At 63.0% G+C, this 26,997-nt stretch carries 27 protein-coding genes; 14 read left to right on the top strand and 13 right to left on the bottom strand.

Annotated elements, in window-relative coordinates:
* Positions 1-54: 54 nt before the first annotated feature.
* On the bottom strand, positions 55-1,035 hold the full coding sequence (gene nusA, locus HMI60_RS11555; RefSeq protein WP_055977942.1) for a transcription termination factor NusA: 981 nt from the start codon (positions 1,033-1,035) through the stop codon (positions 55-57).
* The gene (gene rimP, locus HMI60_RS11550) at positions 1,035-1,646 is read right to left on the bottom strand and encodes a ribosome maturation factor RimP (RefSeq protein ID WP_018779039.1); all 612 of its coding nucleotides are present in this window, start codon (positions 1,644-1,646) and stop codon (positions 1,035-1,037) included. Before rimP ends, nusA begins: the two co-directional genes overlap by 1 nt.
* 105 nt (positions 1,647-1,751) lie before the next feature.
* Here rimP and HMI60_RS11545 point away from each other — a divergent pair, with 105 nt between their 5' ends.
* The 3 genes from HMI60_RS11545 (at position 1,752) to HMI60_RS11535 (ending at position 4,740) form a co-directional block, all read left to right on the top strand.
* Positions 1,752-2,876: a DUF4439 domain-containing protein gene (locus HMI60_RS11545; protein WP_227453520.1), complete on the top strand. Its 1,125-nt coding sequence runs from the start codon at positions 1,752-1,754 to the stop codon at positions 2,874-2,876.
* A 78-nt stretch (positions 2,877-2,954) separates the two neighbouring features.
* Entirely contained in the window at positions 2,955-3,683 is a 729-nt protein-coding gene (locus HMI60_RS11540) for a VIT family protein (protein WP_193589690.1), read from the top strand.
* Positions 3,684-3,732: 49 nt separating this feature from the next.
* Complete coding sequence (locus HMI60_RS11535) at positions 3,733-4,740, top strand: aminoglycoside phosphotransferase family protein (protein WP_189076079.1); 1,008 nt, start codon at positions 3,733-3,735, stop codon at positions 4,738-4,740.
* Positions 4,741-4,783: 43 nt separating this feature from the next.
* On the opposite strand, the gene HMI60_RS11530 is transcribed toward HMI60_RS11535, so the two are convergent.
* From HMI60_RS11530 to HMI60_RS11520, 3 genes are all read right to left on the bottom strand, one after another.
* Entirely contained in the window at positions 4,784-5,578 is a 795-nt protein-coding gene (locus HMI60_RS11530) for a TSUP family transporter (protein WP_018779035.1), read from the bottom strand.
* Positions 5,575-7,386 (bottom strand): proline--tRNA ligase, encoded by a 1,812-nt coding sequence (locus tag HMI60_RS11525; protein ID WP_055977951.1) that lies wholly within the window; start codon positions 7,384-7,386, stop codon positions 5,575-5,577. Before HMI60_RS11525 ends, HMI60_RS11530 begins: the two co-directional genes overlap by 4 nt.
* Positions 7,387-7,603: 217 nt before the next feature.
* A complete protein-coding gene (locus HMI60_RS11520; protein WP_018779033.1) occupies positions 7,604-7,828 on the bottom strand; it encodes a hypothetical protein in 225 nt (74 codons plus the stop codon).
* Between the two features lie 188 nt (positions 7,829-8,016).
* On the opposite strand from HMI60_RS11520, the gene HMI60_RS11515 reads away from it, so the two are divergent.
* Genes HMI60_RS11515 through HMI60_RS11505 form a run of 3 tightly spaced genes read left to right on the top strand, consistent with a single transcriptional unit; the run spans position 8,017 to position 10,153 of the window.
* Entirely contained in the window at positions 8,017-8,793 is a 777-nt protein-coding gene (locus HMI60_RS11515; protein ID WP_193589689.1) for an ABC transporter ATP-binding protein, read from the top strand.
* An 8-nt stretch (positions 8,794-8,801) separates the two neighbouring features.
* Positions 8,802-9,545 carry an ABC transporter permease gene (locus HMI60_RS11510; protein WP_018779031.1) on the top strand — a complete coding sequence of 248 codons (744 nt, stop codon included), beginning with the start codon at positions 8,802-8,804 and terminating at the stop codon, positions 9,543-9,545.
* Positions 9,542-10,153, top strand: a complete 612-nt coding sequence (locus tag HMI60_RS11505) for a TetR/AcrR family transcriptional regulator (protein WP_039240581.1) — start codon at positions 9,542-9,544, stop codon at positions 10,151-10,153. Before HMI60_RS11510 ends, HMI60_RS11505 begins: the two co-directional genes overlap by 4 nt.
* Before the next feature lie 60 nt (positions 10,154-10,213).
* Here the strand turns inward: HMI60_RS11505 and HMI60_RS11500 are convergent, their stop codons facing one another.
* The 6 genes from HMI60_RS11500 to dxr form a co-directional block, all read right to left on the bottom strand.
* Positions 10,214-10,951, bottom strand: a complete 738-nt coding sequence (locus HMI60_RS11500; RefSeq protein ID WP_018779028.1) for a hypothetical protein — start codon at positions 10,949-10,951, stop codon at positions 10,214-10,216.
* 75 nt (positions 10,952-11,026) lie between these two features.
* Complete coding sequence (locus HMI60_RS11495) at positions 11,027-11,905, bottom strand: GNAT family N-acetyltransferase (RefSeq protein WP_064723203.1); 879 nt, start codon at positions 11,903-11,905, stop codon at positions 11,027-11,029.
* Positions 11,868-13,034 (bottom strand): flavodoxin-dependent (E)-4-hydroxy-3-methylbut-2-enyl-diphosphate synthase, encoded by a 1,167-nt coding sequence (gene ispG, locus HMI60_RS11490; RefSeq protein ID WP_018779026.1) that lies wholly within the window; start codon positions 13,032-13,034, stop codon positions 11,868-11,870. The genes HMI60_RS11495 and ispG overlap by 38 nt, the downstream gene beginning before the upstream one ends.
* Before the next feature lie 47 nt (positions 13,035-13,081).
* Positions 13,082-13,375 carry a YciI family protein gene (locus HMI60_RS11485; protein WP_018779025.1) on the bottom strand — a complete coding sequence of 98 codons (294 nt, stop codon included), beginning with the start codon at positions 13,373-13,375 and terminating at the stop codon, positions 13,082-13,084.
* A 43-nt stretch (positions 13,376-13,418) separates the two neighbouring features.
* Entirely contained in the window at positions 13,419-14,750 is a 1,332-nt protein-coding gene (locus HMI60_RS11480; RefSeq protein ID WP_039240578.1) for an RIP metalloprotease, read from the bottom strand.
* Between the two features lie 36 nt (positions 14,751-14,786).
* Positions 14,787-15,974 carry a 1-deoxy-D-xylulose-5-phosphate reductoisomerase gene (gene dxr, locus HMI60_RS11475; protein WP_039240576.1) on the bottom strand — a complete coding sequence of 396 codons (1,188 nt, stop codon included), beginning with the start codon at positions 15,972-15,974 and terminating at the stop codon, positions 14,787-14,789.
* A gap of 101 nt (positions 15,975-16,075) precedes the next feature.
* Here dxr and HMI60_RS11470 point away from each other — a divergent pair, with 101 nt between their 5' ends.
* Positions 16,076-17,512, top strand: a complete 1,437-nt coding sequence (locus HMI60_RS11470; protein WP_193589688.1) for a lipase maturation factor family protein — start codon at positions 16,076-16,078, stop codon at positions 17,510-17,512.
* Between the two features lie 9 nt (positions 17,513-17,521).
* Here HMI60_RS11470 and HMI60_RS11465 read toward each other — a convergent pair whose 3' ends face one another.
* Entirely contained in the window at positions 17,522-18,592 is a 1,071-nt protein-coding gene (locus HMI60_RS11465; RefSeq protein WP_193589687.1) for a LacI family DNA-binding transcriptional regulator, read from the bottom strand.
* A 247-nt stretch (positions 18,593-18,839) separates the two neighbouring features.
* On the opposite strand from HMI60_RS11465, the gene HMI60_RS11460 reads away from it, so the two are divergent.
* Genes HMI60_RS11460 through HMI60_RS11430 form a run of 7 tightly spaced genes read left to right on the top strand, consistent with a single transcriptional unit; the run spans position 18,840 to position 26,054 of the window.
* A complete protein-coding gene (locus HMI60_RS11460) occupies positions 18,840-20,165 on the top strand; it encodes an extracellular solute-binding protein (protein WP_193589686.1) in 1,326 nt (441 codons plus the stop codon).
* Complete coding sequence (locus HMI60_RS11455; protein WP_064723189.1) at positions 20,162-21,091, top strand: carbohydrate ABC transporter permease; 930 nt, start codon at positions 20,162-20,164, stop codon at positions 21,089-21,091. The genes HMI60_RS11460 and HMI60_RS11455 overlap by 4 nt, the downstream gene beginning before the upstream one ends.
* Position 21,092: 1 nt before the next feature.
* On the top strand, positions 21,093-21,998 hold the full coding sequence (locus tag HMI60_RS11450; RefSeq protein ID WP_018779018.1) for a carbohydrate ABC transporter permease: 906 nt from the start codon (positions 21,093-21,095) through the stop codon (positions 21,996-21,998).
* A 13-nt stretch (positions 21,999-22,011) separates the two neighbouring features.
* Positions 22,012-23,199: a Gfo/Idh/MocA family protein gene (locus tag HMI60_RS11445; RefSeq protein WP_026267330.1), complete on the top strand. Its 1,188-nt coding sequence runs from the start codon at positions 22,012-22,014 to the stop codon at positions 23,197-23,199.
* Positions 23,196-24,200 (top strand): sugar phosphate isomerase/epimerase, encoded by a 1,005-nt coding sequence (locus HMI60_RS11440; RefSeq protein ID WP_193589685.1) that lies wholly within the window; start codon positions 23,196-23,198, stop codon positions 24,198-24,200. The genes HMI60_RS11445 and HMI60_RS11440 overlap by 4 nt, the downstream gene beginning before the upstream one ends.
* Before the next feature lie 46 nt (positions 24,201-24,246).
* Positions 24,247-24,948 carry a ThuA domain-containing protein gene (locus tag HMI60_RS11435; RefSeq protein WP_018779015.1) on the top strand — a complete coding sequence of 234 codons (702 nt, stop codon included), beginning with the start codon at positions 24,247-24,249 and terminating at the stop codon, positions 24,946-24,948.
* Positions 24,933-26,054, top strand: coding sequence for a Gfo/Idh/MocA family protein (locus tag HMI60_RS11430; RefSeq protein WP_055977972.1), 1,122 nt, complete (start codon positions 24,933-24,935; stop codon positions 26,052-26,054). Before HMI60_RS11435 ends, HMI60_RS11430 begins: the two co-directional genes overlap by 16 nt.
* An 86-nt stretch (positions 26,055-26,140) precedes the next feature.
* On the opposite strand, the gene HMI60_RS11425 is transcribed toward HMI60_RS11430, so the two are convergent.
* Positions 26,141-26,968 carry a CoA ester lyase gene (locus tag HMI60_RS11425; protein ID WP_193589684.1) on the bottom strand — a complete coding sequence of 276 codons (828 nt, stop codon included), beginning with the start codon at positions 26,966-26,968 and terminating at the stop codon, positions 26,141-26,143.
* Positions 26,969-26,997 lie beyond the last annotated feature (29 nt).

Raw genomic sequence — 26,997 nt, 5'->3', positions numbered from 1 at the left:
AGGAGCGCCGGGAGGGCGGCGCGAAACCGGCGGCCGATGGCGTCGGTTCTGCCGCTATTCGGATTTCGCCGGGGCTGCGTCCGAAACGATATCGATCCGCCATCCAGTCAGCTTGGCTGCGAGCCGGGCGTTCTGGCCTTCTTTGCCGATCGCCAGCGAAAGCTGGTAGTCCGGCACGACCACGCGGGCCGACCGGGTCGCCTCGTCGGTGATTGTGACCGAATTCACCCTCGACGGCGACAGCGAGTTCGCGATGAACGTTGCCGGGTCGTCGCTGAAGTCCACGATGTCGATCTTTTCGTCGTTCAGCTCAGTCATGACCGCGCGGACGCGGGAGCCCATTTCACCGATGCATGCACCCTTGGCGTTGACGCCCGGGATGTTCGCTTTCACTGCGATCTTGGTGCGGTGGCCGGCTTCACGGGCCAGCGCCACGATCTCAACGGAGTGGTCCGCGATCTCCGGAACTTCCATTTCGAAGAGCTTGCGGACCAGGCCGGGATGCGACCGGGAAAGGGTGATGGAGGGACCCTTGGCGCCGCGGTGGACGTCCACGACGAAGGCACGCAGGCGGCTTCCGTGCAGGTACTTTTCACCGGGAACTTGTTCGGGCGGGGGAAGCAGGGCTTCCACGGTTCCGAGGTTGACCTGGATCATGTGGGGGTTGTTGCCCTGCTGGATCATTCCGGCAACGAGCTCACCCTCACGGCCCTTGAATTCGCCCAGCACGTTGTCGTCCTCAACGTCACGGAGGCGCTGGAGGATGATCTGGCGCGCAGTGCTTGCTGCGATGCGTCCGAAGCCGGCCGGGGTGTCTTCGAACTCGCCGATGGGCTCGCCGTCGTCGTCAATCTCGGTGGCCCAGATGGTCACGTGTCCGCTCTTGCGGTCCAGCTCGGCACGGGCCTTCTCAAAGGCGCCGGGGGTCTTGTGGTACGCCACCAACAAGGCTTGCTCGATGGTCGGAATCAGGAGATCCAGCGGGATTTCACGCTCACGCTCCAGGAGTCTCAGTGCGCTCATGTCAATATCCATTAGGCCTCCTCGGAAGGTCCGTTGTGCTCGTCTTCCAGCGCAGCCTCGTGGAGGTGGCTGAATTCAATCTCGACTTTTCCATGGCGGATCCTGTCGAAAGGAATAGTGATGGGGTCGCCCTGCTTGGGCTTCATGCCCTTCTTGACTTCGTGCTCGGGGATGATCGTCACGTCGTTGTCACCGACGGAGGTGATGCGTCCCAGCAGGTTGTCTCCTTGGATGACGTTGACCCGCACCATTCGGCCACGGGCGCGGTGCCAGTGGCGGGGTTCGGTCAGGGGGCGTCCCACTCCCGGCGAGGAAACCTCGAGGTCGTAGGGACGTCCGTCATCATGGGGATCGTTGTCCAGAATATCCGACAGGCCCCGGGAAACCTCCGCAATGGCGTCAAGGCTGACACCGCCGGTTTCTTCCTGGGGAAGGTCCACGACGACGTGGACGGTGCGGTGTTTTCCGGCAACGTGGATGGAAACATCCTCGAGGTAGAGCCTGCTGGCGAGGACAGCCGGTTCGAGCAGCGCCTTGAGCCTGCTCTCTTCCGGGTTGTGGATGGTGGCCGTTGAGTTCGATTCAGAACGGTCTGTTGAAGTCGTGGCTTCCGAGTCACTCACGTTGCCCGCCGCCTCCCGATAGATGTTGTTGTGACTACTAGCCTAACGATTATCCTGGGAACATGGTGCACGGAGTTGCCTGCCCGCGTGACACCATGGTGTGTTGTGAACGGGCAAACAAGCGAAAAACGACGAGCACCAGCATGGGGCAGGGTTCTGCTGGTTGCCGTGGTGGCTTTGCTGGTGGCTGGCACCGGGATGGTGCTGATTCCGCGCGATTCCGGGACTCCTCCGCCCGTTTCGTTCTCCGAAGCTGCCCGCACTGATGCCGCGAAAGAGGCCGCGGCTTTGCTCGAAGCAGCCCAAGCCCTCGCGGAAGCCGAGGGGAAGGACGCCAAAAACCCGGGCCTTGGCGGTCTTGTGACATTGCTGACAACCCACGCGCGGGCACTGATGGTTCCGGAAGATGCTACCGGCGCAGCTGCCACCCATCCCACTCTCCAGGCCACACCAGCTACGAAAACCGCATCAGCCGCACCGGCAACACGCGCTTCCCTGGTTGAAGAGCTCGCTCTGAGCGGCCGGAAACGCCTGGCGGCTGCACGGGAAGCCGACGGCGGGATTGCCCGCCTGCTGGCCTCCGTCGGCACCGCCCAACTGCTCCACGCTGAGACACTTGCTGCCCAGTGGCAATTACCGTTGCCCGTGGAGCCGCCGGCGGACAGCAAGACACTGCTTGCTTCGACGGTTCCGGCGGCGACGCCAACCGCGGCATCCTGTCCCTCAGTCAGCCCCACACCGGAGCCCTCGTCGGCAACTACCGATGCTGCGCTTGCTGCGGCAGTCCGTTCACAACAAGAAGCGGTGTACGCCTACCAGGTCGCCCTGAAAAGGCTGGAGAACAGTGCCGGCACCGCTGCGGCAAGGGGTTTGGAAGTGCACGTCCTTTTGCTTCGGCAGGCAGAAGCGCTGACCCGTGCCAATTGCGGGGACGTCCCAGCCACAACGGCCGGCTATCAGCTTCCGGAGCTGTTTGCGCAGGATCCCGCTACGGCCCTCGCCGCCTTGGAAACGTCGTCCTTGCCGGGCTTCGGGGACTTGGTGGCCTTGTCCACTGGTGAGACCCGCGGGTGGGCCGTGGACGGCCTTCTGGCGGCGGCCCGCAGGAGCGTCGCCTGGGGTGCCTCCCTTCCCGCACTGCCTGGACTCAAGCTCGACGCCGATACCTTGCCTTCCCTGCCCACTCCAGGCGCTGTTTCCTCCCGCGCCCAGGCATCCACCGGCGGATAAGCGACCGCACGGGCGCGGGGTGGATAGGCGAGCCTAGCCATGCTGGCCAACGTCGTCGCCGGGTGCTTGGCTAGGAACATGGCTTCAACGGAAACTGCCACCACCCATGAGAATGAACCGCACCGGGACGATCTGGCCCACCGGCTGAACTGGTTGCGGGCCGGGGTGCTGGGCGCCAATGACGGAATCGTGTCGGTCGCCGCGATCGTGGTGGGCGTGGCGGGTGCCACCACCAACACAGGCAGCATCCTGGCTGCCGGAACAGCGGGTTTGGTGGGTGGTGCAATCTCCATGGCCCTGGGCGAGTACGTTTCCGTCAGCAGCCAGAGCGACACCCAAAAGGCCCTGATCGAGAAGGAACGCCGGGAACTCGCCGAGCAACCCGAAGAGGAACTTAACGAGCTCGCCGCGATCTACGAGTCCAAGGGGCTGAGCGCCAAGACGGCCAGGACTGTCGCCGAAGAACTGACCGAGCACGATGCTTTGGCTGCCCATCTGTCCGCCGAGCTGAACATTCACGAAGACGACATCGTGAGCCCCTGGAATGCCGCTTTGGCCTCCGCTGTGGCGTTCACCTTGGGGGCAGTGCTCCCGATGCTGGCAATCCTCCTTCCGCCCGCGGAGATGCGCGTACCGCTGACGTTCGTTGCGGTGCTTGTGGCCTTGGCCATCACAGGAGCAATTGGGGCCTGGATCGGCGGGGCTTCCCGTGTCCGGGCTGCGGTCCGCGTAGTGCTGGGTGGAGCGCTCGCGCTGGCCGCTACGTTCTCCATCGGAACGCTCTTGGGCGCCAGCGGCGTTTTCTAGGGGCCGTCCATTCCCGCAGAGTTAGGCTGTTCGCGTGACCCTTCACGCGATGATTCCTATTCCGGGCGCCCTGCACGCCCGGTATAACCGTGACTCAGCGGGCCGGGACTGGCTGGCCAGCCTGCCGGGTCTCATCTCCGGTGCCCTGGATCGCTGGGAACTCTCTGTGGACCTGGCGCCCGCCGCCGAGCCATGGAACGGCCACGGCGCGTTGGTGGTGCCCGTCCGCCGGCATGGTGCCGCGCCGGCCGCCCTGAAGATTGCCTTCCCGCACGACGAAGCACGGGCAGAACGGCACGCGCTGGCACTCTGGGAAGGGCGTGGGGCCGTCCGGCTCCTGGCTTCCGACGCCGCCAGCTGCTCCATGCTGTTGGAGCGGCTGGACGCCATCCATGGGCTTCAGGACGTGCCGATGGACCAGGCCGTGGACTCGTGGGGCCGCATCGTGCGGGAACTCTCCATACAGCCGGGCGAGGGACGTGAATGGCAGGCCTTCGACCATATCGCCGCGACCGCGGAGCGTTGGAGCGACGAGCTCCCCGCAGAGTGGGAACGCCTCGACCGCCCCTTCCCCCGGTGGCTGCTGGAGGCGGCCCTCGAGGTGTGCCAAACCCGCGGAGCCGTAGGCCGCCGTTCAGGTAAAGACGTGCTGGTCCACACGGATCTGCACTTCATGAACATCCTCGCCACCACCACAGACCAGCAGGCGCGTGGAAGCTACCTCGCCATTGATCCCCAACCTCAGATCGGCGAGGCCGAATTTGCCGTAGCACCGATCCTCTGGAACCGCCTTTCGGACCTTTCGTGGGCAGATCCTGAGGCAGCCCTTCGCGAGCGATGCCATGACTTCAGCCTCGCAGCCGGTCTCGACCCCGGGATTGCGGAGCAGTGGAGCATCGCCCGCGAAGTGGAAAACGCTTTGTCGTACGCAGCCAAACCCGGACACGGCGGTGACCTGGCACGGTCCCTCTGGGTGGCAAGCACCATGGCGGGCCGGACCCTGGACAACCTTCCCCGGGCACACGATCTTCCGGATCCGGGAGAACTCGAAAGCTGAGGAGAACAGCCCGGAGTGTGGGGCCGGACTGCGCCGCGGTTCCTTAGGCGAAGTTCTCGTTCCAGACGTCCGCGCCAAGTTTGACGATCAACGCGGCGACCACCACCAGGAAGACGAGGCGTACGAACTTGCTCCCCCTGGCCACGGCTGTCCTGGCACCCAGATAGCCTCCGGCCATGTTGGCGAGGCCCAGGACCAGGCCTACGCCCCAGAGGAGCGAGCCGTGCGGCAGGAAGAAGATCAGCGCCCCTGCGTTGGTTGCCATATTCACGATCTTCGCCTTGGCGCTCGCTTCAAGGAAGGCGTAACCCATGGCCGAAACCAGGGCAATGACCAGGAACGAGCCCGTTCCCGGGCCGATCAGGCCGTCATAAAAACCAATGACGCCGCCGATCAGGCAGGCCACGACATAGTGTTTGTGGCCATCGTGGCGCAGTGCCGTCAGCTCACCTGCACTGGGACGCATCGCGGTGAAAATTGCGACGGCAACCAGCGCCAGCACGATGATCGGTTTGAAGACGCTTGCCGGCAAGGACGCGGCCAGGATGGCGCCGCCGAAGCTTCCGGCCAAAGCAATCACAGCCATGGGAATCGCGGTCTTGAGGTCCGGACCAACACGGCGGTAGTACGTCACCGCGCTGGTGGTGGTCCCGAAGATGGACCCCATTTTGTTGGTCGCCAGCGCCTGGACAGGGCTGATGCCCGGTACCAGCAGAAGGGCGGGGAGCTGGATCAGTCCCCCGCCACCAACGACTGCATCGATCCAACCGGCTGCGAATCCAGCCACCACGATCAGGATGATAGTGGTGAGCTGGATCGATTCGAAGCCGGAAATCACCGGGAGCGTACGGCGTTGACCACGTAATCCACGGCCTTGTCCACCGGGATGTTCTCGGCGTCACCGCTGCGGCGGTCCTTGATTTCCACGACGCCGTCCACGAGTCCACGGCCAACGGCCAGGATGGTGGGAACGCCTACGAGTTCGGCATCGCCGAACTTCACGCCTGGCGAAACCTTGGGACGGTCGTCGAAGATGACCTCCAGGCCTGCGGCCTCGAGTTCAATGGAGAGCTTCTCGGCAGCATCAAAGATGTCGTCGCCGCGGCCAACGGCCACCACGTGGACGTCTGCCGGAGCAACCGAGCGCGGCCACACGATGCCGCGCTCGTCATGGTTGGCTTCAGCCAGGGCCGCCACGGCACGGGTAACACCAACGCCATAGGAACCCATCGTGACCACCACCTGTTTGCCGTTCTGGTCCAGGACCTTCAGGTCGAGGGCTTCGGCATATTTGCGGCCAAGCTGGAAGATGTGGCCCATCTCGATGCCACGAGCGGTTTCCAAGGGTCCCGAGCCATCCGGCGCAGGATCGCCCGCGCGCACTTCGGTGCTTTCGATGACGCCGTCCCAGGTGAAGTCGCGGCCGGCCACCAGGCCGAAGACGTGCTTGCCTTCAGCGTTGGCGCCGGTGACCCAGCGGGTGCCGGAAACCACGCGGGGATCCACGAGGAACAACACCTTGGAGGACCCCTCAAGACCCAGCACAGGCTGGTCCAGCGACAAGCCAGGGCCGATGTAGCCCTTGACCAGCCATGGGAGTTTCTTGAGGTCCTCTTCGTTGGCGGCCTCGAGGCCGATCTCACCGGCGATCGGCAGGTGGGAACCGATGTTGGCTTCCACGCGCTTGAGGTCCACGGCCCGGTCGCCCGGTACGCCGATGACGACGATCTGGCGCTCACCGGTGGGCAGCGTCACGGCAAGGACCACGTTCTTGAGGGTATCGGCGGCAGTCCATGCGCCGCCGTCGGCCTCGTTGCGCGGAGCCAGCTGGTTGGCTGCCGCGACCAGGGTATCGATGGTCGGCGTGTTCGGCGTATCAAGGACTTCGGCTGCCGGAGCGTTCGTGAAGTCGATGTCCGCCGGAACAACCGTGGTGACGGCTTCCACGTTGGCGTAGTATCCACCGGCCGAGCGAACGAAGGTGTCCTCGCCGATCTCGGTGGGGAACAGGAATTCCTCGCTCTTGGAACCACCCATGGCACCGGCGGTGGCGGCAACCGGAATGACTTCCAGGCCCAAGCGCTCGAAGATCTTCAGGTACGCAGCACGGTGGGCGGCGTAACTGGCGTCCAAACCGGCGTCGTCAACGTCAAAGGAGTAGGAATCCTTCATGATGAATTCCCGGCCGCGGAGGAGCCCGGCGCGGGGACGTGCTTCATCACGGTACTTGTTCTGGATCTGGTAGAGGCTCAGCGGCAGGTCCTTGTACGAGGAGTACAGATCCTTCACCAGCAGCGTGAACATTTCTTCGTGCGTGGGGGCAAGGAGGTAGTCGGCGCCCTTACGGTCTTGGAGACGGAACAGGCCTTCGCCGTACTCGGTCCAGCGGTTGGTGGCCTCGTAGGGTTCGCGCGGGAGCAACGCCGGGAAGTGGACTTCCTGGGCTCCGATGGCGGACATTTCCTGGCGGATGATTTCCTCAACCTTGCGCAGGACGCTCAGGCCCAGCGGGAGCCAGGTGTAGATCCCGGGAGCCGCACGGCGGATATAGCCGGCGCGGACCAGAAGCTTGTGACTGGCGACCTCGGCGTCGACGGGATCTTCACGCAGGGTGCGCAGGAATAACTGGGAAAGGCGAAGGACCACGGGTACGTATCCGTTTCTTTGGCAGATGTGGCAAAACAACTGCGTACTAATCTACCGGCTGACGGCCTCGCGCCTTGAACGGACGGCCTTAGGAGCCTCATTGCCCCGCACACGGAAGAGCCACGCCGTCGCGAGCGGAAGCCCCTGGCCGCTGTGGGCTGGTCATCCTGCGATGGCGTGGCTCAACGGCCGGCCGGCCGCGGGCTTTATCCGTGGACTACTTGGTCTTGCCCTCCAGGGCGACGAGTACGCCTGCGACTGCGAAGAACTTATTGCTGCCGAGCTCGCGGATGGTGTCGATGCCCAGGGAATCCTTCAAGGCCTTTGCCGTGGCATCCGTAACACCTGCCAACGCGGCCGGAGATGCATCCAGAATTTCCTTCAGGGTCTTGTCCTCGTACGCCTTGTCAAGTGCCTTGGAAAGATCAACGCCAACTGCCATTGTCACGATTCCCCTCAATAATCACCCGCGCCCCAACGACACGGTTAGGGATGAACCTATGTGATTGACGACACGTTTTCAAGGATTTTTGTACTTTCGATGGAGAAGAAAGTCCTTGACCACTCATCAGCGGCAGTTCTACCGTTATTTCATCACTTGATGAATTTTCGGATGCTCGTGAGGCCATCATGTCGCGCACTCCCCAACCTGCCGCTCCCTCCGCTGCTGCCGTTGCCATCGCAGCAACGGATCTCCATGTTTCCTTGGGCCGCAAGAGAGTCCTCCGCGGCCTCGATTTCACAGTAGCGCCGGGGCAGGTAGCAGGACTGCTTGGCCCCTCGGGAAGCGGCAAGACCACGCTCATGCGCGCCATCGTCGGAGTCCAGCGGATCACCCGCGGATCCATCACCGTGCTGGGACAGGCCGCCGGCAGTGCCCCGCTCAGGCACGACGTCGGATATGTCACCCAGGGCGCCAGCGTCTATGGAGACCTCAGCGTCGAAGCGAACGTCCGCTATTTTGGCGCCATGCACAGCGCGACGGCGGCAGACGCCGCCGAGGCGATTGCCGCCGTCGGGCTTCGGGATCTTGCCCGGCAAAAGGCGGCCGATCTTTCAGGTGGACAGTTCAGCCGGGTGTCGTTGGCCTGCGCACTGGTGGCCCACCCGAGAGTCCTCGTCCTGGACGAGCCCACGGTGGGGTTGGATCCCGTTCTTCGGGCCGAACTGTGGGAGCGGTTCGCCGCCATGGCCGCAGCCGGCACAACCCTGCTGGTCTCCAGCCACGTCATGGAGGAAGCGTCCCATTGCTCCACCTTGCTGTTGCTCAGGCAAGGACTCCTGCTCGCCCAGCTCACGCCGGCCGAACTTGCCGAACGCGGCCAGAGCGTGGACCTCGAGCGGGCGTTCCTGACCATCATCCGGGCTGCGGACCGCGGCCGGCACGAAAACCAGGTGGCATCATGAACCTCCGGATGACGCTGGCTACGACCACCCGGGTCCTGGGCCAGCTGCGTCACGACCACCGAAGCGTGGCAATGATCCTCGTTGTTCCCGCCCTCCTGCTGACGGCCGTCTACTTCCTCTATGAGAACGAAACCCTGCCGCCCGGGGTACCGCGCACGTTCGATCGTGTGGGCCTGATGATGCTGGCGATCTTTCCCTTCGTTGTGATGTTCCTGGTGACGTCCATCACCATGCTGCGGGAACGCACGTCCGGGACCTTGGAGCGGTTGCTCACCACGCCCATCCACAAAGCCGATCTGTTGTTCGGATACGCCTTGGCCTTCTCCATCATGGCGGCCCTGCAATCCCTGGTGGCCACAGCGGTGGCGTACTGGATCTTTGACTTGGACATCAAGGGAAGCCCTGGCCTGGTGGTGCTGATCGCCGTCATCAACGCGGTATTGGGTGTCGCCCTGGGCCTGTTGTGTTCGGCGTTCGCGCGGACGGAGTTCCAAGCCGTGCAGTTTATGCCGGTAGTGGTTGTTCCGCAGATCCTGCTGTGCGGACTCTTTGTTGCGCGGGAGCACATGAATGAGGTCCTGGACGGCATCTCGGGCGTCCTGCCGCTGACTTTCTCGGTGGACGCCCTGAAGGAGATCGCAGGCAATTCCGAGGCGACGTCGGCGATGTGGCAGGACGCCTCGGTGATGGCTGCGATCGTGGTAGGCGTATTGGTCCTGGCATCGCTGACCCTGCGGCGACAAACGCGATGAGCCTCCCGCAGCTACGACGCGGCCGACGCAGTCAGGAAGATCACTCCAGGGAAGCCATACTGGCTGCCGCCCGGGGGCTTTTCGCGGAGCAGGGGTTCGATGGAACAAGCCTGCGCCAGGTAGCCCGCGAATCCGGCGTGGATCCGGCCATGGTGCACCACTTCTTCAAGGGCAAAGACGAGCTGTTCGCAGCAAGCGTCGAATTGCCGGCCGATCCCGCGGCGGTCCTGTCCGACGTCGAAAACGCAGACCCCCAGGTGAGGGCTGAAGTCATTGTCCGCACCGTCCTGGAGCTCTGGGAAGGCCCGGCACAGCACGCCATGGTGGCCTTCGCCCGTGGAACCATCGGCTCCAAGGCCAAGACGGCACTCATGAAGGAAGTGGTCAGCAGGGCGGTCCTGCCACGGATCATGGGGGGCTTGCCGGGCTCCGCCGCCGAAGTGCGGCTGCGCGGAAACCTGGTGGCTACCCAAGTGGTGGGCCTCATGCTGGCGCGATACGTGATCCGGCTACAGCCCCTGGCGTCCGCCCCACGCGAGGAAGTGGTCCGCTTGGTTGCCCCGAACATCCAGCACTACCTCACAGGCAACCTGGACTCCCCCGAGTAGCTGGCAGTTGTGGTTGTTCCCAGCGCTGGGAACAACCACAACTGCGAGTCAGTTGGGCTGCTACTTGATCAGTGCCGCAGCTTGGTTGACGAGATCCACCGCCCGGGCAATCGCCTCTTCCTCGGTCTTGCCTCCGTAAGCCAAACCGGTGATCACGATGCCATCTTTTGCGCCCCGGACCATGATCATGGATTGCTTTCGCCCGTCGGCGAAGACAGAGTCGGTCCGCATCGCCATGGAGAGCGGAGTGGACACGATCGCCTCGACCTTTCGAGCCTTAAGGGTCACTGTCGTTTCCCCCATCTTCATAGTCATCCCGGAACAATCGCTGATTTGATCCTGCTTTGCGAAGTCCGCCTTGATAAGTTCCTCGTCGACCCCGGAAGACAATGTGACGCCGGTGGAAGAGCCAGTGGAGGTATCGAGGCTTGTCCCTACAACACCTTTCACATTTTCAGTGGGGAGCAGGCTTGCCAGCATCAGTTCCTTGCACTCAGCCGGCTCGATGACAGCGCCTTCAAACATCGCCCGGCTCTGCTGTTCCACTCCACTCGCATCGGCCATGGACATAACGGACAATTTCAGCCCGTTGATGTCGCGCAACTGCAACGCAATAGCCGTGAGCTCCTCTGCGGTGTACCGCTTAGCCGCGGTGGGGGTCGGCGTGGGTGTCGCCGCCACCGTTTCGCTTGCAGGAGCCGAGGCGGCCTCAGTTGACGCAGCCGGCCCGACACAAGCCGTGAGCCCCATAACCAGCAGTGCAGCGGCTCCAATTCCGCGCAGCGCATTCTTATTCATTTGTTCCCCAGGGAAGGTTGAGTGATGTGGTGGCGTGCGCCAACCGAGACAAGACTACAAGTCGCGGCCAGCGACCTAAAACAGGACCGTCGCGAAGGTGCCAACCTGCTCAAATCCCACGCGCTCGTAGGTGGCCCGGGCTTTGGTGTTGTAGTCGTTGACGTACAGGCTCGTCACCGGAGCGAACGTCCTCGAGAGGTTGACGACGGCGGCCATGTACCCGGCGCTCTGGCCACGGCCACGCAGTTCCGGATTCATCCACACGCCCTGCACCTGGGTGACATCCCGTGTGACGGCACCCAGCTCGGCCTTGAAGACCACCGTGCCGCTTGTATCGATGTGAACCAGGGAATGGCCCTGCCGAATAAGGCCGGCCACCCTCTTGCTGTAGAACTCCTGGCCTCCCAAGAAGGGAGAGTAGCCCACTTCTTCCTCAAACATGGCAGCACAGGCGGGAAGGATGCGGTCGAAATCCACCATTGAGCCAAAGGTGAGGGCCGGATTGGCACCGATGGCCGGGCCGCCGGAGATGCTGAGAAGTGGCTGCTCGGCGCGGACCTCATGGGCCACATGGCCCAACTGCTCGAACCGGGCATAAAGCGCAAGCACAGTCTCGGCCGGTCCGAAGATGGAAGCGTACCGGCGTCCGGTCTGGTGGGCGGCGTTGGCCACGTAGCCGGCCAGCCCGGGCTCCAGCTGCACGGGAACCAGATTGGCGCCGGCCCAGCAGGCACCCAGGAGCGTGTCGCCGTCGAAAACTCCGAAAACGCTGGCCCCGCCGCTGGTAGGCGCCGCCGTGCCGGTACTTTCCAGATGGGCAAGGATGAAGACGTTGGCTACGGCGTCTTCGTTTGCGAGCGCGCGAAGAGCCAGGGTGTCGGCACCGCCGAGCACCCTGACCCCCAAGCCGTTCTCGTTACGAGACGCTAACCACGGGGCTACCCTTGACAGCATCTTCGCCATCGGCCTCCCCCATCTCTTCAGCGATACGCATGGCCTCTTCGATCAGTGTCTCAACAATTTCGCTCTCGGGCACAGTCTTAATGACTTCGCCCTTCACGAAAATCTGGCCCTTGCCGTTTCCGGAGGCCACACCGAGGTCTGCTTCGCGTGCTTCACCGGGTCCGTTGACTACACAGCCCATCACCGCAACGCGCAACGGAATCTCCATGCCTTCCAGGCCGGCAGTTACCTGCTCGGCGAGGGTGTAGACATCCACCTGGGCGCGGCCACAGGACGGGCAGGAGACGATCTCGAGCTTGCGTGGGCGGAGGTTGAGGGACTGGAGGATCTGGTTGCCAACCTTGATTTCCTCCACCGGTGGGGCGGACAGGGAAACGCGGATGGTGTCGCCGATGCCGCGGGACAGGAGCGCACCGAAGGCCGTGGCAGACTTGATGGTTCCTTGGAAAGCCGGTCCGGCCTCCGTCACACCGAGGTGGAGGGGCCAGTCGCCCTTCTCTGCCAGCATCTCGTAGGCGGCCACCATGATCACGGGGTCGTTGTGCTTCACGGAGATCTTGAAGTCGTGGAATCCGTGTTCTTCGAACAGCGAGGCCTCCCACACAGCGGATTCAACCAGCGCCTCGGGCGTTGCCTTGCCGTACTTCTTCAGGATGCCGGGCTCCAGGGAACCCGCGTTGACGCCGATGCGGATGGACGTGCCGTGGTCCCGGGCCGCTGCCGCGATTTCCTTGACCTGGTCATCGAACTTGCGGATGTTGCCCGGGTTCACGCGGACGGCGGCACAACCTGCTTCGATGGCGGCGAAGACGTACTTGGGCTGGAAGTGGATGTCGGCGATCACCGGAATCTGCGACTTCCGGGCGATGATCGGCAAGGCTTCGGCATCATCAGCGGAGGGGCAGGCAACGCGCACAATGTCGCAGCCTGATGCAGTCAGTTCCGCGATCTGCTGGAGGGTGGCGTTGATGTCCGTGGTTGGCGTAGTGGTCATGGACTGAACACTGATCGGCGAATCAGAGCCAACGCCAACGGAACCAACCTTGATTTGTCGCGTCTTGCGGCGCGGGGCAAGAACGGGTGGTGGGGCTGCTGGCATTCCCAGGCTGACCGAGGTCACGTGGACTCCTTGGGTTGGGGTGATCGTTGAGGTGGAGGACGCCGCGGCTAGGAAGCGTGGGCTGCCAGGACGCCGATGATGGGGGCCCATTCGGTGGTGCGGATGCCGGCGATAACCCCGGCTTCAGCAAATGGATCCTGCTTGAGGAGGTTATTGAGTTCGGCTTCTTCCGCGGCCTTGAAGATCAGCAAAGCGCCGGCACCGTCACCATAGGGGCCGCTGGCAAGCAGCTTGTCGTCCTCAGCCAGTCCGGCGAGCCACGCACGGTGTGCTGGCCGGGCTTCGTCGCGGAGGGCGTCGGAATCGGCGACGTATACGTACTCAACAGCGAAAACAGTCATGGAGCTAGCCTATCCCCACAGTCCGGTCGTCAATGTTCATGGGTCAGCCGAAAATGTTGACGGGCTTGACGATGTCCGCGTAAATCAGCAGGACGCTCATGCACAGCAGCAACGCCGCCACGACGTAGGTCACCGGCAGGAGCTTCGCGATGTCGAAGGCGCCCGGGTCCGGCTTGCCACGCAACTTGGCCAACCGCCGTCGTGCTCCTTCGTACAGGGCACCGGCCACATGGCCGCCGTCGAGCGGCAGGAGCGGGATGAGGTTGAAGATGGCCAGGGCGAAGTTGAGCCCCGCCAGCAGTCCGATCAGGGTCCCTATCCGGGCCTGCAGGGGTACCTGTTCCATGGCTGCCACCTCGCCGGCCACGCGGCCGACACCCACCACGCTGATGGGGCCGTTGGGGTCCCTGGGCTCCTCGCTGAAGGCCGCTTTGGCGACGCCGACCACCCTGGCGGGCAGGTTGAAGATCACACCGGAAATTTGCTTGATGTTCTCTCCCGCCATGGGAAGGACAGCCGACGCCGGTTGGGGAACCAAGGCGCTTTGCGCACCGATGCCAAGGAAGCCGACTTCCTGGTATTTGAGGACGCCGTTGGCGTCCTGCTCGGGGCGGCCGTCCGCCCCGATGACCGGGCGCGAGGAAAGAACGGGCGTCACGGTGGTCTCCACGCTTGCACCATTGCGTTCCACCGTGATGGGTACTTCCTTGCCCGCGGAGGACCTGATCCAACTGGTCAGTTCATCCCAGCTGGTGACGGCCTTGCCGTCGAAGGAGGTGACCTTGTCATTGGGCTGAAGCCCTGCGGCAGCTGCCGGGGTGAGCTTGCAGTCGGCTGAATCAGGGTCCACGGTTTCGCCTGCCGCCACCTGGCATTTGGAGACATCGGAGATCGTGGTTGTTGCCTGGGCAACGCCGAATCCCATGAGCAGCACGGCCAGCAGGACCAAGCCAATCACCATGTTCATGGCCGGTCCGCCGAGCATGATGATGATTTTCTTCCAGACCGGAAGCTTGTAGAAGACACGTCCTTCGTCGCCGGGCCCTACTTCTTCATGGGCGACCGAGCGGGCTTCGGTGGCGAGGGTCTGGAACATGCCGGTGCTTGAAGGGCGGACTCCGCCGTCCTCCTTGTTGGGCGGATACATGCCGATCATCGAGACGTAGCCGCCCAGGGGCAGGGCCTTGAAGCCGTACTCCGTTTCGCCCTTTTTCCTGGACCACAGCGTCGGCCCGAAGCCGATCATGTACTTGGTGACGCGCACCTTGAAGAGTTTCGCCGGCACCAGGTGGCCCACCTCGTGCAGCGCGATGGAGACAGCGACGCCGATCGCGACGAAGATAACTCCAAGAATGAAGAGAAGGACGGGACTCATGCCGGTGGGACTGCTTCCGTAAAGGTATGGGGGGGGTTACTGGGCGCTGCGTGAAGCTAAACGATCGTGGGTTCGGGCTCGTGCCCACTTCTCAGCATCCAGCACGGACTCCACCGTTAGCTCAGAGGATCCTGAGTGTTCGCTGAGGACGGACTCCACCGTGTCAACGATGTCCGTGAAGCGGATCCGGCCGGAATGGAAGGCCTCAACGGCTTCCTCGTTGGCCGCGTTGAACACCGCCGGGAAGGTACTCCCCTGCTTGGCTGCGTCCTTGGCGAGGTCGACGGCCGGGAACGCCACGGCATCGAGCGGTTCGAACGTCCAGCTCGTGGCCTGCGTCCAATCGCAGGCCTGCGCGGCCCGGGGCACCCTGTCGGGCCAACCCAGTCCGAGGGCAATGGGAAGCCTCATGTCCGGAGGCGACGCCTGGGCAATGATGGAACCGTCCACGAACTGAACCATGGAATGGACCACGGATTGGGGATGGACCACCACCTCGATCCGATCCAGGGGGACGTCGAACAGCAAGTGCGCTTCGATCACTTCCAGGCCCTTGTTTACCAGGCTGGCCGAGTTGGTCGTCACCATGAGGCCCATGTCCCAGGTGGGGTGGGCCAGCGCTTCCTGCGGAGTGACGTGGTGGAGTTCCTCACGGGTGCGGCCGCGGAACGGCCCACCGGAAGCGGTCAGGATCAGTTTCTCCACTTCCTGCTCGGTGCCGGACCGGAGACACTGTGCAATGGCGGAGTGTTCGGAGTCGACGGGAACAATCTGGCCCGGGCGTGCGGCGGCTTTGACCAGGGCACCGCCGACGATCAGCGACTCCTTGTTGGCCAGGGCCAGCGTAGCTCCCGTGCCCAGCGCAGCGAGTGTGGGGGCCAAGCCAATGGAACCAGTGATGCCGTTAAGGACAACATCGCAGTCGATGGCGGCAATCTCCGTTGAGGCATCGGGGCCGACGAAGATCTGCGGAGCGAAGTCCGGCACGCCCGCTTCCGCGGCCGCAGCGGCAATGAACTGCTGCAGGGTGGCAGGATCGCCCTGGGCAATGCCCACCGCTTGCGCCCGGGTGTGAACGGCCTGCTGGGCGATGAGTTCTAGGTTTCCTCCGCCGGCGCTCAGTGCCACCACCTCGAAACGGTGCGGGGCGGCGTCGACGACGTCGATCGCCTGCGTGCCGATGGAACCAGTGGACCCGAGGATGACGATCTTGCGCGGCTGCATTCCTTAAGTATCCCAGCCGGCACGAGGGCCTGCGAACGGGACGGGAACCCCTGCGGCCCTGCACTGCTTGACCGCCGGGCTCCCCTGCGTACCGTGGGATTGTGGAATGGCTGTCCTGGTTTGATGCGTGGGACCATGAATTCGCCCGGCAGGTGTTGCAGCGCGGCACCGCGGCACTCTACGCGGTTGCGTTCCTTTCGACACTGAACCAGTTCCCTGCCCTTTTGGGCGAACGGGGACTGCTACCGGTACCGGCATTCCTGGACCTTGCACGCCGCTTGGCCAGGCCGACTCTTTTTCGCTGGCACTACTCGGATGCGCTGCTCCGGGCCGTGTGCCGGGTGGGGATCACAGTGGCGGCCTTACTGCTGATCGGCCTCCCGCAGGCCGGTCCTCCCTGGCTGCCCATGGTGGCTTTCCTTGCCCTGTGGTTCCTGTACATGTCGATCGTCAACGTGGGCCAGACGTTCTATGGGTTTGGATGGGAGATCCTCCTCCTCGAGATGGGATTCACGGTGGCGTTTCTTGGTTCGGACCAGACGCCCCCACCCACCACCATCCTCATCCTGATCACGTGGCTGGTATTCCGGCTGGAGTTCGGTGCCGGGATGATCAAGATCCGCGGCGGACGCGAGTGGCGCGACATGACAGCGATGTTCTACCACCACGAAACACAGCCAATGCCCGGCCCGCTCAGCCGGCAGGCCCACCTCCTCCCCCGCCCGCTGCACAAGGTCGAGGTAGCGGGAAACCATTTTGCGCAGCTGGTGGTGCCGTTCTTCCTTTTCGCACCGCAGCCGGTCGCCAGCGCCGCCGCGGGCGTCATCATCGTCACCCAGCTGTGGCTGGTGGCTTCAGGGAACTTCGCGTGGCTGAATTGGGCAGCGATCATCCTGACCTTCGGAGCGGTGGGCGACTCCGCGGTCCATGCCGTCTTCCCGTTCATCCCGCTTGAGTGGCACTCAGGCGCCGAAACCCCGGCGTGGTGGCTCGCCGTCGTCGTTATGGTCAGTGTCCTGCTGCTGGTCCTGAGCTACCGTCCGCTCCTGAACCTGTTTTCGCGTCAGCAGCTCATGAATGCCAGCTTCAACCGATGGCGCCTGGTCAATGCCTATGGGGCGTTCGGGACGGTCACCAAACAGCGGATCGAAATCGTCGTGGAGGGCACCCTGGACGAGGAACCTGATGCGCCCGATGACCGCTGGCTGGAATACGGCTTCAAGGGAAAGCCCGGCGACATCCGGCGCCTCCCGCGCCAATGGGCGCCCTATCACCTCAGGCTGGACTGGCTGATGTGGTTCCTGCCGCTGCGAACCGTCCACGAGGAATGGTTTTATGCCTTCCTTAAGAAACTCCTGGAGGCGGACCAAGCGACGCTTGGGCTGCTTCGCCAAGACCCGTTCGAAGGCGAACGCCCCCGCTGGGTGCGTGCGCGCAGCTTCCTTTACCGCTTTGCCAGCCGCGAGGAGTACCGCGAAACCGGCGATCGTTGGGTTCGGTTGCTGCTGTACGAAGCCATTCCGCCGCTCCGGCTCTGACTGCCGGCGTCAATCCGCCTGGCGTCGGAGACCTGCCGGGCTCTGCTGCGTACGCGGCGGGGCGGTGGACTCACGCACCACCAGGTGGGTGGCAAGTTCGACGCGCCGGGAGTCGATTTCCTCTCCGCTCCGTTGGCGGAGAATGAAGCTCAACGCTGAACGGCCCATTTCCAGCAGGGGTTGCGATACCGAAGTCAGCGGCGGCAGGGACTCTTCAGCCTGCGTCGTGCCATCGAATCCCACCAGGCTCATGTCGTCCGGAATGCGAATGTTCTGCCTCCTGGCTTCTGCCAGGACGCCAAGGGCGATGCTGTCGCTGGCGGCGAAGACCGCCGTGGGGGGATCGTCCAGGGCCAGGAGCGACTTCATCGCCGCCACCCCGGTTGACGAACGGAACGGACCTGCCGAGACATACTCCTCCACCACCGGCACGCCGGCGGCCATCAGCGCGGCCATGTAACCATGCAAACGGGCCTGGCTGCATTCGGCGGCCGCCGGACCTCCAATGTACGCAATGCGACGGTGCCCCAGTTCCAACAGGTGGGTAGCCGCCGCCTTTCCCCCTGCCCAGTTGCTTGCTCCGACGCTGTAGACGTCTCCCGGTGGCGGGTTGAGCGGATCCACCACGACCACCGGAATGCGGCGTCGCTGGAAGGCCTTAAGCTGCCCTGGCCCGAAGGCCGAGGTGACGACGATCATGCCGCTGCGGCCCTCATCGAGCAGGCGTTGGGCACGTTCCTCCGGGTCCACGGGCGAGGCGGACTGCCTGCTGGTGACGGAGAGGATCACTTCCATCTGCGAGGCCGCGGCATGCTCCATTATTCCGTTGAGCACCTCCACGGAGTACGCAGAGTTCAGCGAATCGAAGACCACCTCAACGGCTTGCTGCGCGGGAGGACTCTTGCGCTGGAGCGGGGAACGGTAACCCGTTCTGTGCAAGGCAGCGAGGACACGGTTACGGGTCTCCTCGGCCACGTCCTGCCTGCCGTTAACCACCTTGGACACGGTTGGCGCGGAGACGCCAACTTCCTTGGCAACGGCAGCCAAGGTCAATTTGGGCGGACGCACTTCTCGAACCATGTTCCCCAACTTTCGAAATCTTTCGACGTGTTTTCAGTATCGGCGATAAATCTGACGCGTGCAATTCACCGGATTTATGACCGTAGATCTTTACCAGGAGACCCTTGACGGACTGTGACGCAGGCTTTAGTTTAGACCGTGACCTAAATCATGGCATCGAAATTTTTCGATAAATTTCGGGCCAGGCACTCTGTTCGGCAGTAAGCACCAAGGCTTGCTCAGTGATGCGACTACCCCTGGAGAAGCAATGAAGCAGTTCCAATCATCCCGGCGTTCCTTCCTGGCCCTCGCGGCCGTGACTCCCTTCGCCGCCATGGCCACAAGCGCCTGCGGCACGTCCGGTCCAGGCGGTGCGAGCGGAGGAGGAGCCAGCATGTGGTTCCTTACAGGTGAGCCCAACCAAACCACCATGCAGAAGGCCGTGGATGCATTCGGATCGGCCAATCCCGATAACAAGATCGCCGTCACGTACTTCCAGAACGACGCGTACAAGACCAAGATCAAGACGGCCATCGGGGCCGGCCAGGCCCCCACGATCATCTACGGCTGGGGTGGCGGTGGCCTGAAAACGTACGCCGACGCGGGACAGGTTGAAGACCTCACCAGCTGGTTCGATTCCAACCCGGACCTCAAGGACAAGTTCTTCCCCTCCTCCTTCGGAGCAGCAACGGTTGACGGCAAGATCTACGCCCTTCCCAACCAGTACGTGGCCCCGATCGTCCTTTTCTACAACAAGGACCTGTTCGACAAAGCCGGAGTCCAGCCGCCGAAAACCTGGGAAGACCTTATGTCCCTGGTCAAGACCTTCAACGACATGGGCGTAGCCCCGTTGTCCCTGGGCGGACAATCCCGCTGGACCTCCATGATGTGGCTGGAATACTTGCTGGACCGCATCGGCGGCCCCGAGGTCTTCAAGGCTATTTTCGATGGCAAGCCCAACGCCTGGATGGACCCGGCCGTCATCGAAACCGGCACCAAGATCCAGGAACTGGTCTCCGCCGATGGCTTCATCAAGGGTTTCTCCTCCATCACGGCGGATTCAAAGGCAGACCAGGCCCTCCTGTTCACCGGCAAGGCAGCGATGATGCTGCAGGGCTCCTGGACCTACGGCGCCATGAAGAAGGACGGCCAGAACTTCGTCCAGAACGGAAAGCTCGGTTTCGTAAACTTCCCGACCATTGCCGGCGGCAAGGGAGACCCGAAGAACGGCGTGGGCAACCCGGCCCAGTACATGTCGATCTCGGCCAAGGCCACGGACAAGGAAAAGGAATCGGCCAAGAAATTCTTCAAGGACGGCATCATGACAGATACGGTCATCGACGCCTACATCAACTCCGGCTCGGTTCCGATCGTCAAGGGCATTGAAGACAAGCTTGCCTCGTCCCCGGACAAGGACTTCCTGAACTTCGTCTACGCCCTGGGCAAGGACGCCCCCAACTTCCAGCAGTCCTGGGACCAGGCCCTGAGCCCCACCGCTGCCGAAGCCCTGCTGAACAACATTGACCAGCTCTTCCTCAAGTCGATCACCCCGCAGCAGTTCGCTGAGAACATGAATGCCACCCTGGGCAAATGAGCTCCATAACCTCTAACAGGGCTGCCTCTGGTACACAAAAGACCCAAGGAAGCGTGCAGCAAAGATCCGCGCTTCCCTGGCTGACGATTCCGGCCTTGTTCTTCTTTGTCGTCTTCGCCGTTGTACCGCTTCTCGGGGTACTGATCCTGAGTTTCACCAACTGGGACGGCATCGGCGCCATTGGAGCAGCCGGAATGGAGAACTGGACGTCGGTCTTGTCCGACCCCGAGCTCTACAACTCCCTTGGCCTGACCTTCATGATCATGATTGTGTCCTGGCTCGTCCAGACGCCCATCAGTCTGTTGCTGGGGGTCTTTACCGCGGGGACGCAGCGATACAGGGCAGCTCTGGCCGTGTTGTACTTCCTGCCCCTGCTGCTTTCCTCGGCTGCGGTCGCCATCGCCTACAAGGCGTTGCTGGACCCGAACTTCGGCCTGGCCATGGGCCTGGGACTTCCGTTCCTTGCCCAGGACTGGTTGGGAGTGCCCCAGCTGGCCCTCGGACTGATCATCTTCGTGATCGCCTGGCAATTCGTGCCGTTCCACACCCTGATTTACCAAGGTGGCGTGCGGCAGATCCCCAAGTCGCTCTATGAAGCGGCCCAGATCGACGGCGCAGGAACCATCAAGCAGTTCTTCCACATCACCCTGCCTCAGCTGAAGTACACCATCATCACGTCCTCAACCCTGATGGTTGTTGGGTCGCTGACGTATTTCGACCTCATCTTCGTCCTCACAGGTGGCGGACCGGGTAACACCACCCGCATCCTGGCCCTCGACATGTACTTGCGCGGCTTCCGGGCCAACCTCATGGGACCTGCAAGCGTCATCGCCGTCATCCTTGTCGTCATTGGCCTGGCGCTGGCCCTATTCCTCCAACGCCTGGGCGGCAAGGACCAACAGGGCAGCCAACTGGAAGGTATGTAACGTGAGTACTGTCCTCAAGAGCGACTCAAAACCCGGAACACCCGCCTCTGCGGCATCGTCGATCAAAGCCAAGCAAAGCCTTGGCACACGGATCAGGCGGCTCAACATCCCCGGCGGCCTCGGCGGCTGGATCTGGCTGGCCGTCATCATCATTCCGGTCTACTACATCGTCATCACCAGCCTGAAGACCTCCGAAGGCTATTTCGGACAAAATCCGATGGCGCTGCCGACAGCCCCGACCCTGGAGAACTACCAGCTGGTTCTTGAAGCCAACTTCGCCACTTACTTCATGAACAGCGTCATCGTCACACTGGGATCGGTTATCCCCACGGTCCTGATCGCCTTCATGGCGGCCTTCGCGATCGTGCGCGGCAAGGGCAGGTACTTGAAGTTCGTCAACGGTGTCTTCCTGATGGGACTGGCAATTCCCCTTCAGGCCACCATCATCCCGATCTACCTGATGATCATCCGACTGAATCTCTATGACAGCCTGTTGGCCATCATGCTTCCGTCCATTGCGTTCGCCATACCGCTGACGGTATTGATCCTGTCCAACTTCATCCGCGACGTTCCGAACGAGCTCTTCGAATCCATGCGCCTGGACGGGTGCAGCGAGTGGCAGACCATGTGGCGTTTGGCTCTTCCATTGACCAAGCCCGCCATCGTCACCGTGGCTATCTACAACGGCCTGCATGTCTGGAACGGCTTCCTGCTCCCGCTCGTGCTCACCCAGAGTCCCGGACTGCGCGTCCTGCCCTTGGGTCTGTGGTCCTTCCAGGGTGAGTTCAGCGTCAACATCCCTGCCGTTCTCGCCTCGGTCGTGCTGAGCACGCTGCCCATCCTGGTGATCTATGTCCTTGGACGCCGCCAATTGGTCAGCGGCCTGACCGCAGGCTTCAGCAAATAGAAAGGACTCCCCTGTGACACAAGCAAAACCACTGCGTGTAGGAATGGTGGGCTACGCCTTCATGGGCGCCGCGCACTCCCACGCCTGGCGTACCGCACCGCGGTTCTTTGACCTGCCACGGACACCGGAACTTACGGCCGTGGCAGGCAGGAATCCTGACGGTGTCAAGGCTGCGGCAGCCAAATACGGCTGGGCATCCACCGAAACCGACTGGCGGCGGTTGATCGAACGGGACGACATCGACCTGATCGACATCTGCACCCCGGGCAACACCCATGCCGAGATCGCCATTGCCGCGCTCGAGGCCGGCAAGCATGTCCTGTGCGAAAAGCCCTTGGCCAACTCCGTGGAGGAAGCCGAAAAGATGACAGTCGTCGCGCAGGCAGCAGCCGAGCGCGGAGTCCTGTCCATGTGCGGCTTCAGCTACCGCCGCACGCCTGCTTTGGCACTGGCAAAGAGAATGGTTGAAGAAGGCCGGCTCGGCGAAATCCGCCATGTCCGCGCCCAGTACCTCCAGGACTGGCTCAGCGATGCGGACGCTCCCCTGACGTGGCGGCTGGACAAATCCAAGTCCGGTTCCGGTTCCCTGGGCGACATCGGAGCCCACAGCATCGACGCCGCGCAATGGATCACCGGCCTCAATATCACCGGAGTCTCTGCGCTGCTGGAAACCTTCGTCAAGGAACGCCCGGTGGGCGGCGATTTCGTGGGGTTGGGCGGCCACGGCGGTTCAGATGGACCACGTGGCCCGGTAACCGTTGATGATGCGGCCCTGTTCACTGCGCGGTTCGAGTCAGGACCCATCGGCATCTTCGAAGCCACCCGCTTTGCCCTGGGACGCAAGAATGCCATGCGCCTGGAGCTCAACGGCACCAAGGGTTCCCTGGCTTTCGATTTCGAGGACATGAACTCACTGCAGTTCTATGAAGCGGCGCTGGAACCGGACGCGGGCTTCCGGAAGATCATGGTCACCGAACCATCCCATCCCTACACCGCCAACTGGTGGCCCACCGGACATGGTTTGGGCTATGAGCACGGATTTACCCATCAGGTTGTGGACCTCGTGAACGCGATCGACGCAGGCGAGCAGCCCTCGCCGTCGTTCGCTGATGCCTTGCAGGTGCAAAAGGTACTGGCCGCAGTCGAGACCAGCGCGGACAACGCAAGCCGCTGGCAGAACGTCGACAAGGAAGCATCATGACCCGACCAATCACCCTCTTCACCGGCCAGTGGGCTGATCTGCCGTTCGAGGAAGTGGCACGGCTTGCAGGCGAGTGGGGCTTTGACGGCTTGGAAATCGCCTGCTGGGGCGATCATCTGGATCCCCTGCAAGTGGTTGAGGACGACGCTTATCTTCAGGGAAAGCTCGACATCCTGGAAAAGCACAACCTGACTGTCCATGCCATTGCCAACCACCTCACCGGACAAGCCGTCTGCGATGACCCCATCGATGAGCGGCACCGTGACATCCTCGCCCCGGCGGTATGGGGCGATGGTGACCCTGAAGGCGTACGCCAACGCGCGGCTGAAGCCATGAAAACCACGGCCCGCGCCGCCGCGAGGCTGGGCGTCAAGACGGTCACCGGTTTCACTGGCTCGTCCATCTGGAAGTGCGTAGCCATGTTCCCACCGGCTTCGGATGCCATGATTGAGCGCGGCTACCAGGACTTCGCCGATCGGTGGAATCCCATCCTGGACGTCTTTGACGAAGTGGGTGTCCGCTTCGCCCTGGAAGTCCACCCATCGGAAATCGCCTACGACTACTGGACAGCCAAGCGCACCCTGGAAGCCATCGGGCCGCGGGAGAGCTTTGGCTTGAACTTCGACCCGTCCCACTTCATCTGGCAGGACCTGGACCCGGTGATGTTCCTGCAGGACTTTGCCGACAAGATCTTCCATGTCCACGTCAAGGAATCCGTCCGGCAACTCAATGGACGAAACGGCCGTCTTGGTTCCCACCTGCCCTGGGCGGATCCCCGCCGCGGGTGGGACTTCGTCACGGCCGGTCACGGCGACGTGAATTGGGAGCCGATCTTCCGCACCTTGAACGCTGTTGGTTATGAAGGACCAACCAGCATCGAATGGGAGGACGCCGGCATGGACCGGTTGGTGGGCGCTCCCCAGGCGCTCAAGATGGTCCGCGAACTCGCTGCCATCAGTCCTCCGGCCGCTGCCTTTGATGCGGCCTTCGCAACACGCTGAATCCCTACCCTGACTCCAACGAACACGCCCCGATACGAAGGAAACCATGACAAGCAATAACAAGACCGCGTTGGTGGTCCGCGGCGGCTGGGATGGACACCAGCCAATCGAGGCCACGGAGCTTTTCCTCCCCTACTTGCGGGACAACGGCTACGACGTCCGCGTCGAAGAGTCACCCAAGATATATGCCGACGCTGAATATATGGCCGGTGTGGACCTGATCGTCCAATGCATGACCATGTCCACCATCGAGAAGGACGAGTTCCAAGGGCTGCGGACCGCCGTCGAAAACGGCACGGGACTGGCCGGCTGGCACGGCGGAATCGCCGATTCCTACCGCAACAACTCCGATTACCTCCATCTCATCGGTGGCCAGTTCGCCTGCCACCCGGGTAAGCACTCGGACGAACAGACCGGGGAGCAATCGGACAATTATGTTCCCTACACGGTGAACATGCTGCCCGCCGCAGCCGAACACCCCATTACCCAGGGAATTGGCGATTTTGACCTCGTCACGGAGCAGTACTGGGTTTTGAGCGACGACTACGTTGATGTCCTGGCCACCACCACCCAAAAAGTACGTGAGTGGGATCCTTGGAACCGCGAAGTTACCTCGCCGGCCATCTGGACACGCCAGTGGGGCAAGGGCAAAATCTTCGTCTGCACCCCCGGCCACAGGGTGGAAATCCTGCAGGACAGCAACGTCCGCACCATCATCGAAAGGGGCATGCTGTGGGCATCCCGCTGAACCCCGCCAAGCCGCTCAACGTCGGCATCATCGGCTGCGGCGCCATCATTGCCCAGTACCTGGCAAACTTCCGCCGGCTGGATTCGGTGAATCTGGTGGCCGTGGCAGACCTTGATCCCGCAAGGGCGCAGGCTGTGGCCGACTCCTACGAGGGCGTCAGGGCGCTGAGTGTGGACGGGCTTTTGGCAGCGGATGATGTCGAGCTGGTGCTGAACCTGACCATCCCGGCTGCTCACGCGGAGATCGCACTCAAGGCAATCGCCGCCGGCAAATCGGTGTACGGCGAAAAGCCCCTCGCAGCCACAACTACTGAGGCCAAGGAGGTACTTGAGGCTGCGTCCGCCGCGGGTGTCTTGGTTGGCTGTGCACCGGACACCGTCCTGGGTACCGGTATTCAAACAGCCCGCAAGGCGATCGACGACGGACTGATCGGTGCACCGGTTTCCGCCACAGCCACGATGGCAACTCCCGGACACGAACGCTGGCACCCGAACCCCGACTTCTACTACCAGCCCGGTGGTGGGCCCCTGCTGGACATGGGGCCGTACTACGTATCCGCATTGGTCACGTTGCTGGGGCCCGTGGTGTCGGTGGTGGGGGCGGCCAGCCATACCCGAAACGAACGCACCATCGGCTCAGGTCCGCGGGAAGGGCAGAAGGTCCCGGTGGACATCGAGTCCCATGTCACCGGAGTACTGGTCCACGCTTCCGGGGCCCTGTCCACGCTCTTCATGAGCTTCGACGCCGTGAAGACCAAGAGTCCCAACATCGAAATCCACGGCGAAAAGGGGTCGCTGGTCGTCCCGGATCCCAACCATTTCGACGGGGATGTGCAGCTCTTCGCCCTTGGCGCCGAGGACTGGGAAACCCTCCCGGTTTCTGCGGGCTACAAGGACTCGGGCCGCGGCTTCGGCATCGCAGACCTCGCCGCGACACCCGCCGGTGAGGAACCGCGGGCCGGTGGCCAGTTGGCCTTCCATGCACTGGACGTCATGGAATCGGTCCTCGCCTCGGCCAAGAGCGGGAAGGCCGAAGTCATCAAGAGCACGGTTGCCAGGCCCGCTGCCGTCGAACTCACTGAACTCGCGACGGCGGTCCACGCCTAAGGCGTCATAGCGGACGCACACGAATTCGGCCCTTGTTCGCCCAGCAAACCGGTCTACGGTGGCTGCGCAACAAGGGCCGGTTCTGTTTAACGCCTGGCCCGGCGCAGCGTCGCTTCCGCATGCTTGAGAATGGGTCCGTCGATCATCTTGCCCTTGAACTGGAACACACCTGAGCCTGCGGCGGCCGCTGCTTCGAGGAGTTCTTCGGCTTGGGCAACAGCTTCGGGGGCAGGCGCATAAGCCTCCCGGACCACGGCCACCTGGTTGGGGTGGATGCACGCCTTCGCCCCGAATCCGCTGGCCACCGCGTCTGCGGACTCGGTCAGCAGGCCCGCCAAGTCCGGGATGTTCACGTACACGGAGTCGATTGCTTCCTTGCCGGCGGCTTTGGCTGCGAGAAGCACAGTGGAGCGCGCGTGCAGTGCGACAGCGCGGTAGCCGCCGTCGTCGTTCCTGCTGGAGAGTCCGCCCAAGGAAGCCAGGAGGTCCTCCGCACCCCACATCATGGCAACGGTGTTGGGCTCAGCCGCGATGGCGGAAGCATTAACGATGCCTGATGCGGTTTCACACAGTGCGATGACGCTGTAGCCGGCCAGCGCCCGCAGCTGTTGTCCGCTTTCTGCTTTGGCCAGCATGACCGTCCGGTACGGCGTTTGTTCCAAGGCCTGGAGATCGAGTTCGAAGTCACGGGTTCCCACGGGATTCACACGCACTATGGTCCGTTGGGGGTCCAGTTCCCCGGCACCCAGCTGCTTCAAAACAGCATCACGGGCCCCGGGCTTGTCCGCGGGAGCCACGGCATCCTCGAAGTCCAGGATGACCGCGTCCGCGCGGTCCGCGGCCTTGCCGAAACGCTCCGGCCGGTCGGCGGGGCAGAAGAGGAGGGCCGGGCCCATGGTGAAGGGAGAGTGCATGGATTTCCTTGCTGCTGGGCGTGCTGATG

Source organism: Paenarthrobacter sp. YJN-D, from assembly GCF_015040335.1.
Lineage (GTDB): Bacteria > Actinomycetota > Actinomycetes > Actinomycetales > Micrococcaceae > Arthrobacter > Arthrobacter nicotinovorans.
Note: the sequence above shows the minus strand (reverse complement) of the source record. Positions and strands in the feature narration are given on the sequence as shown.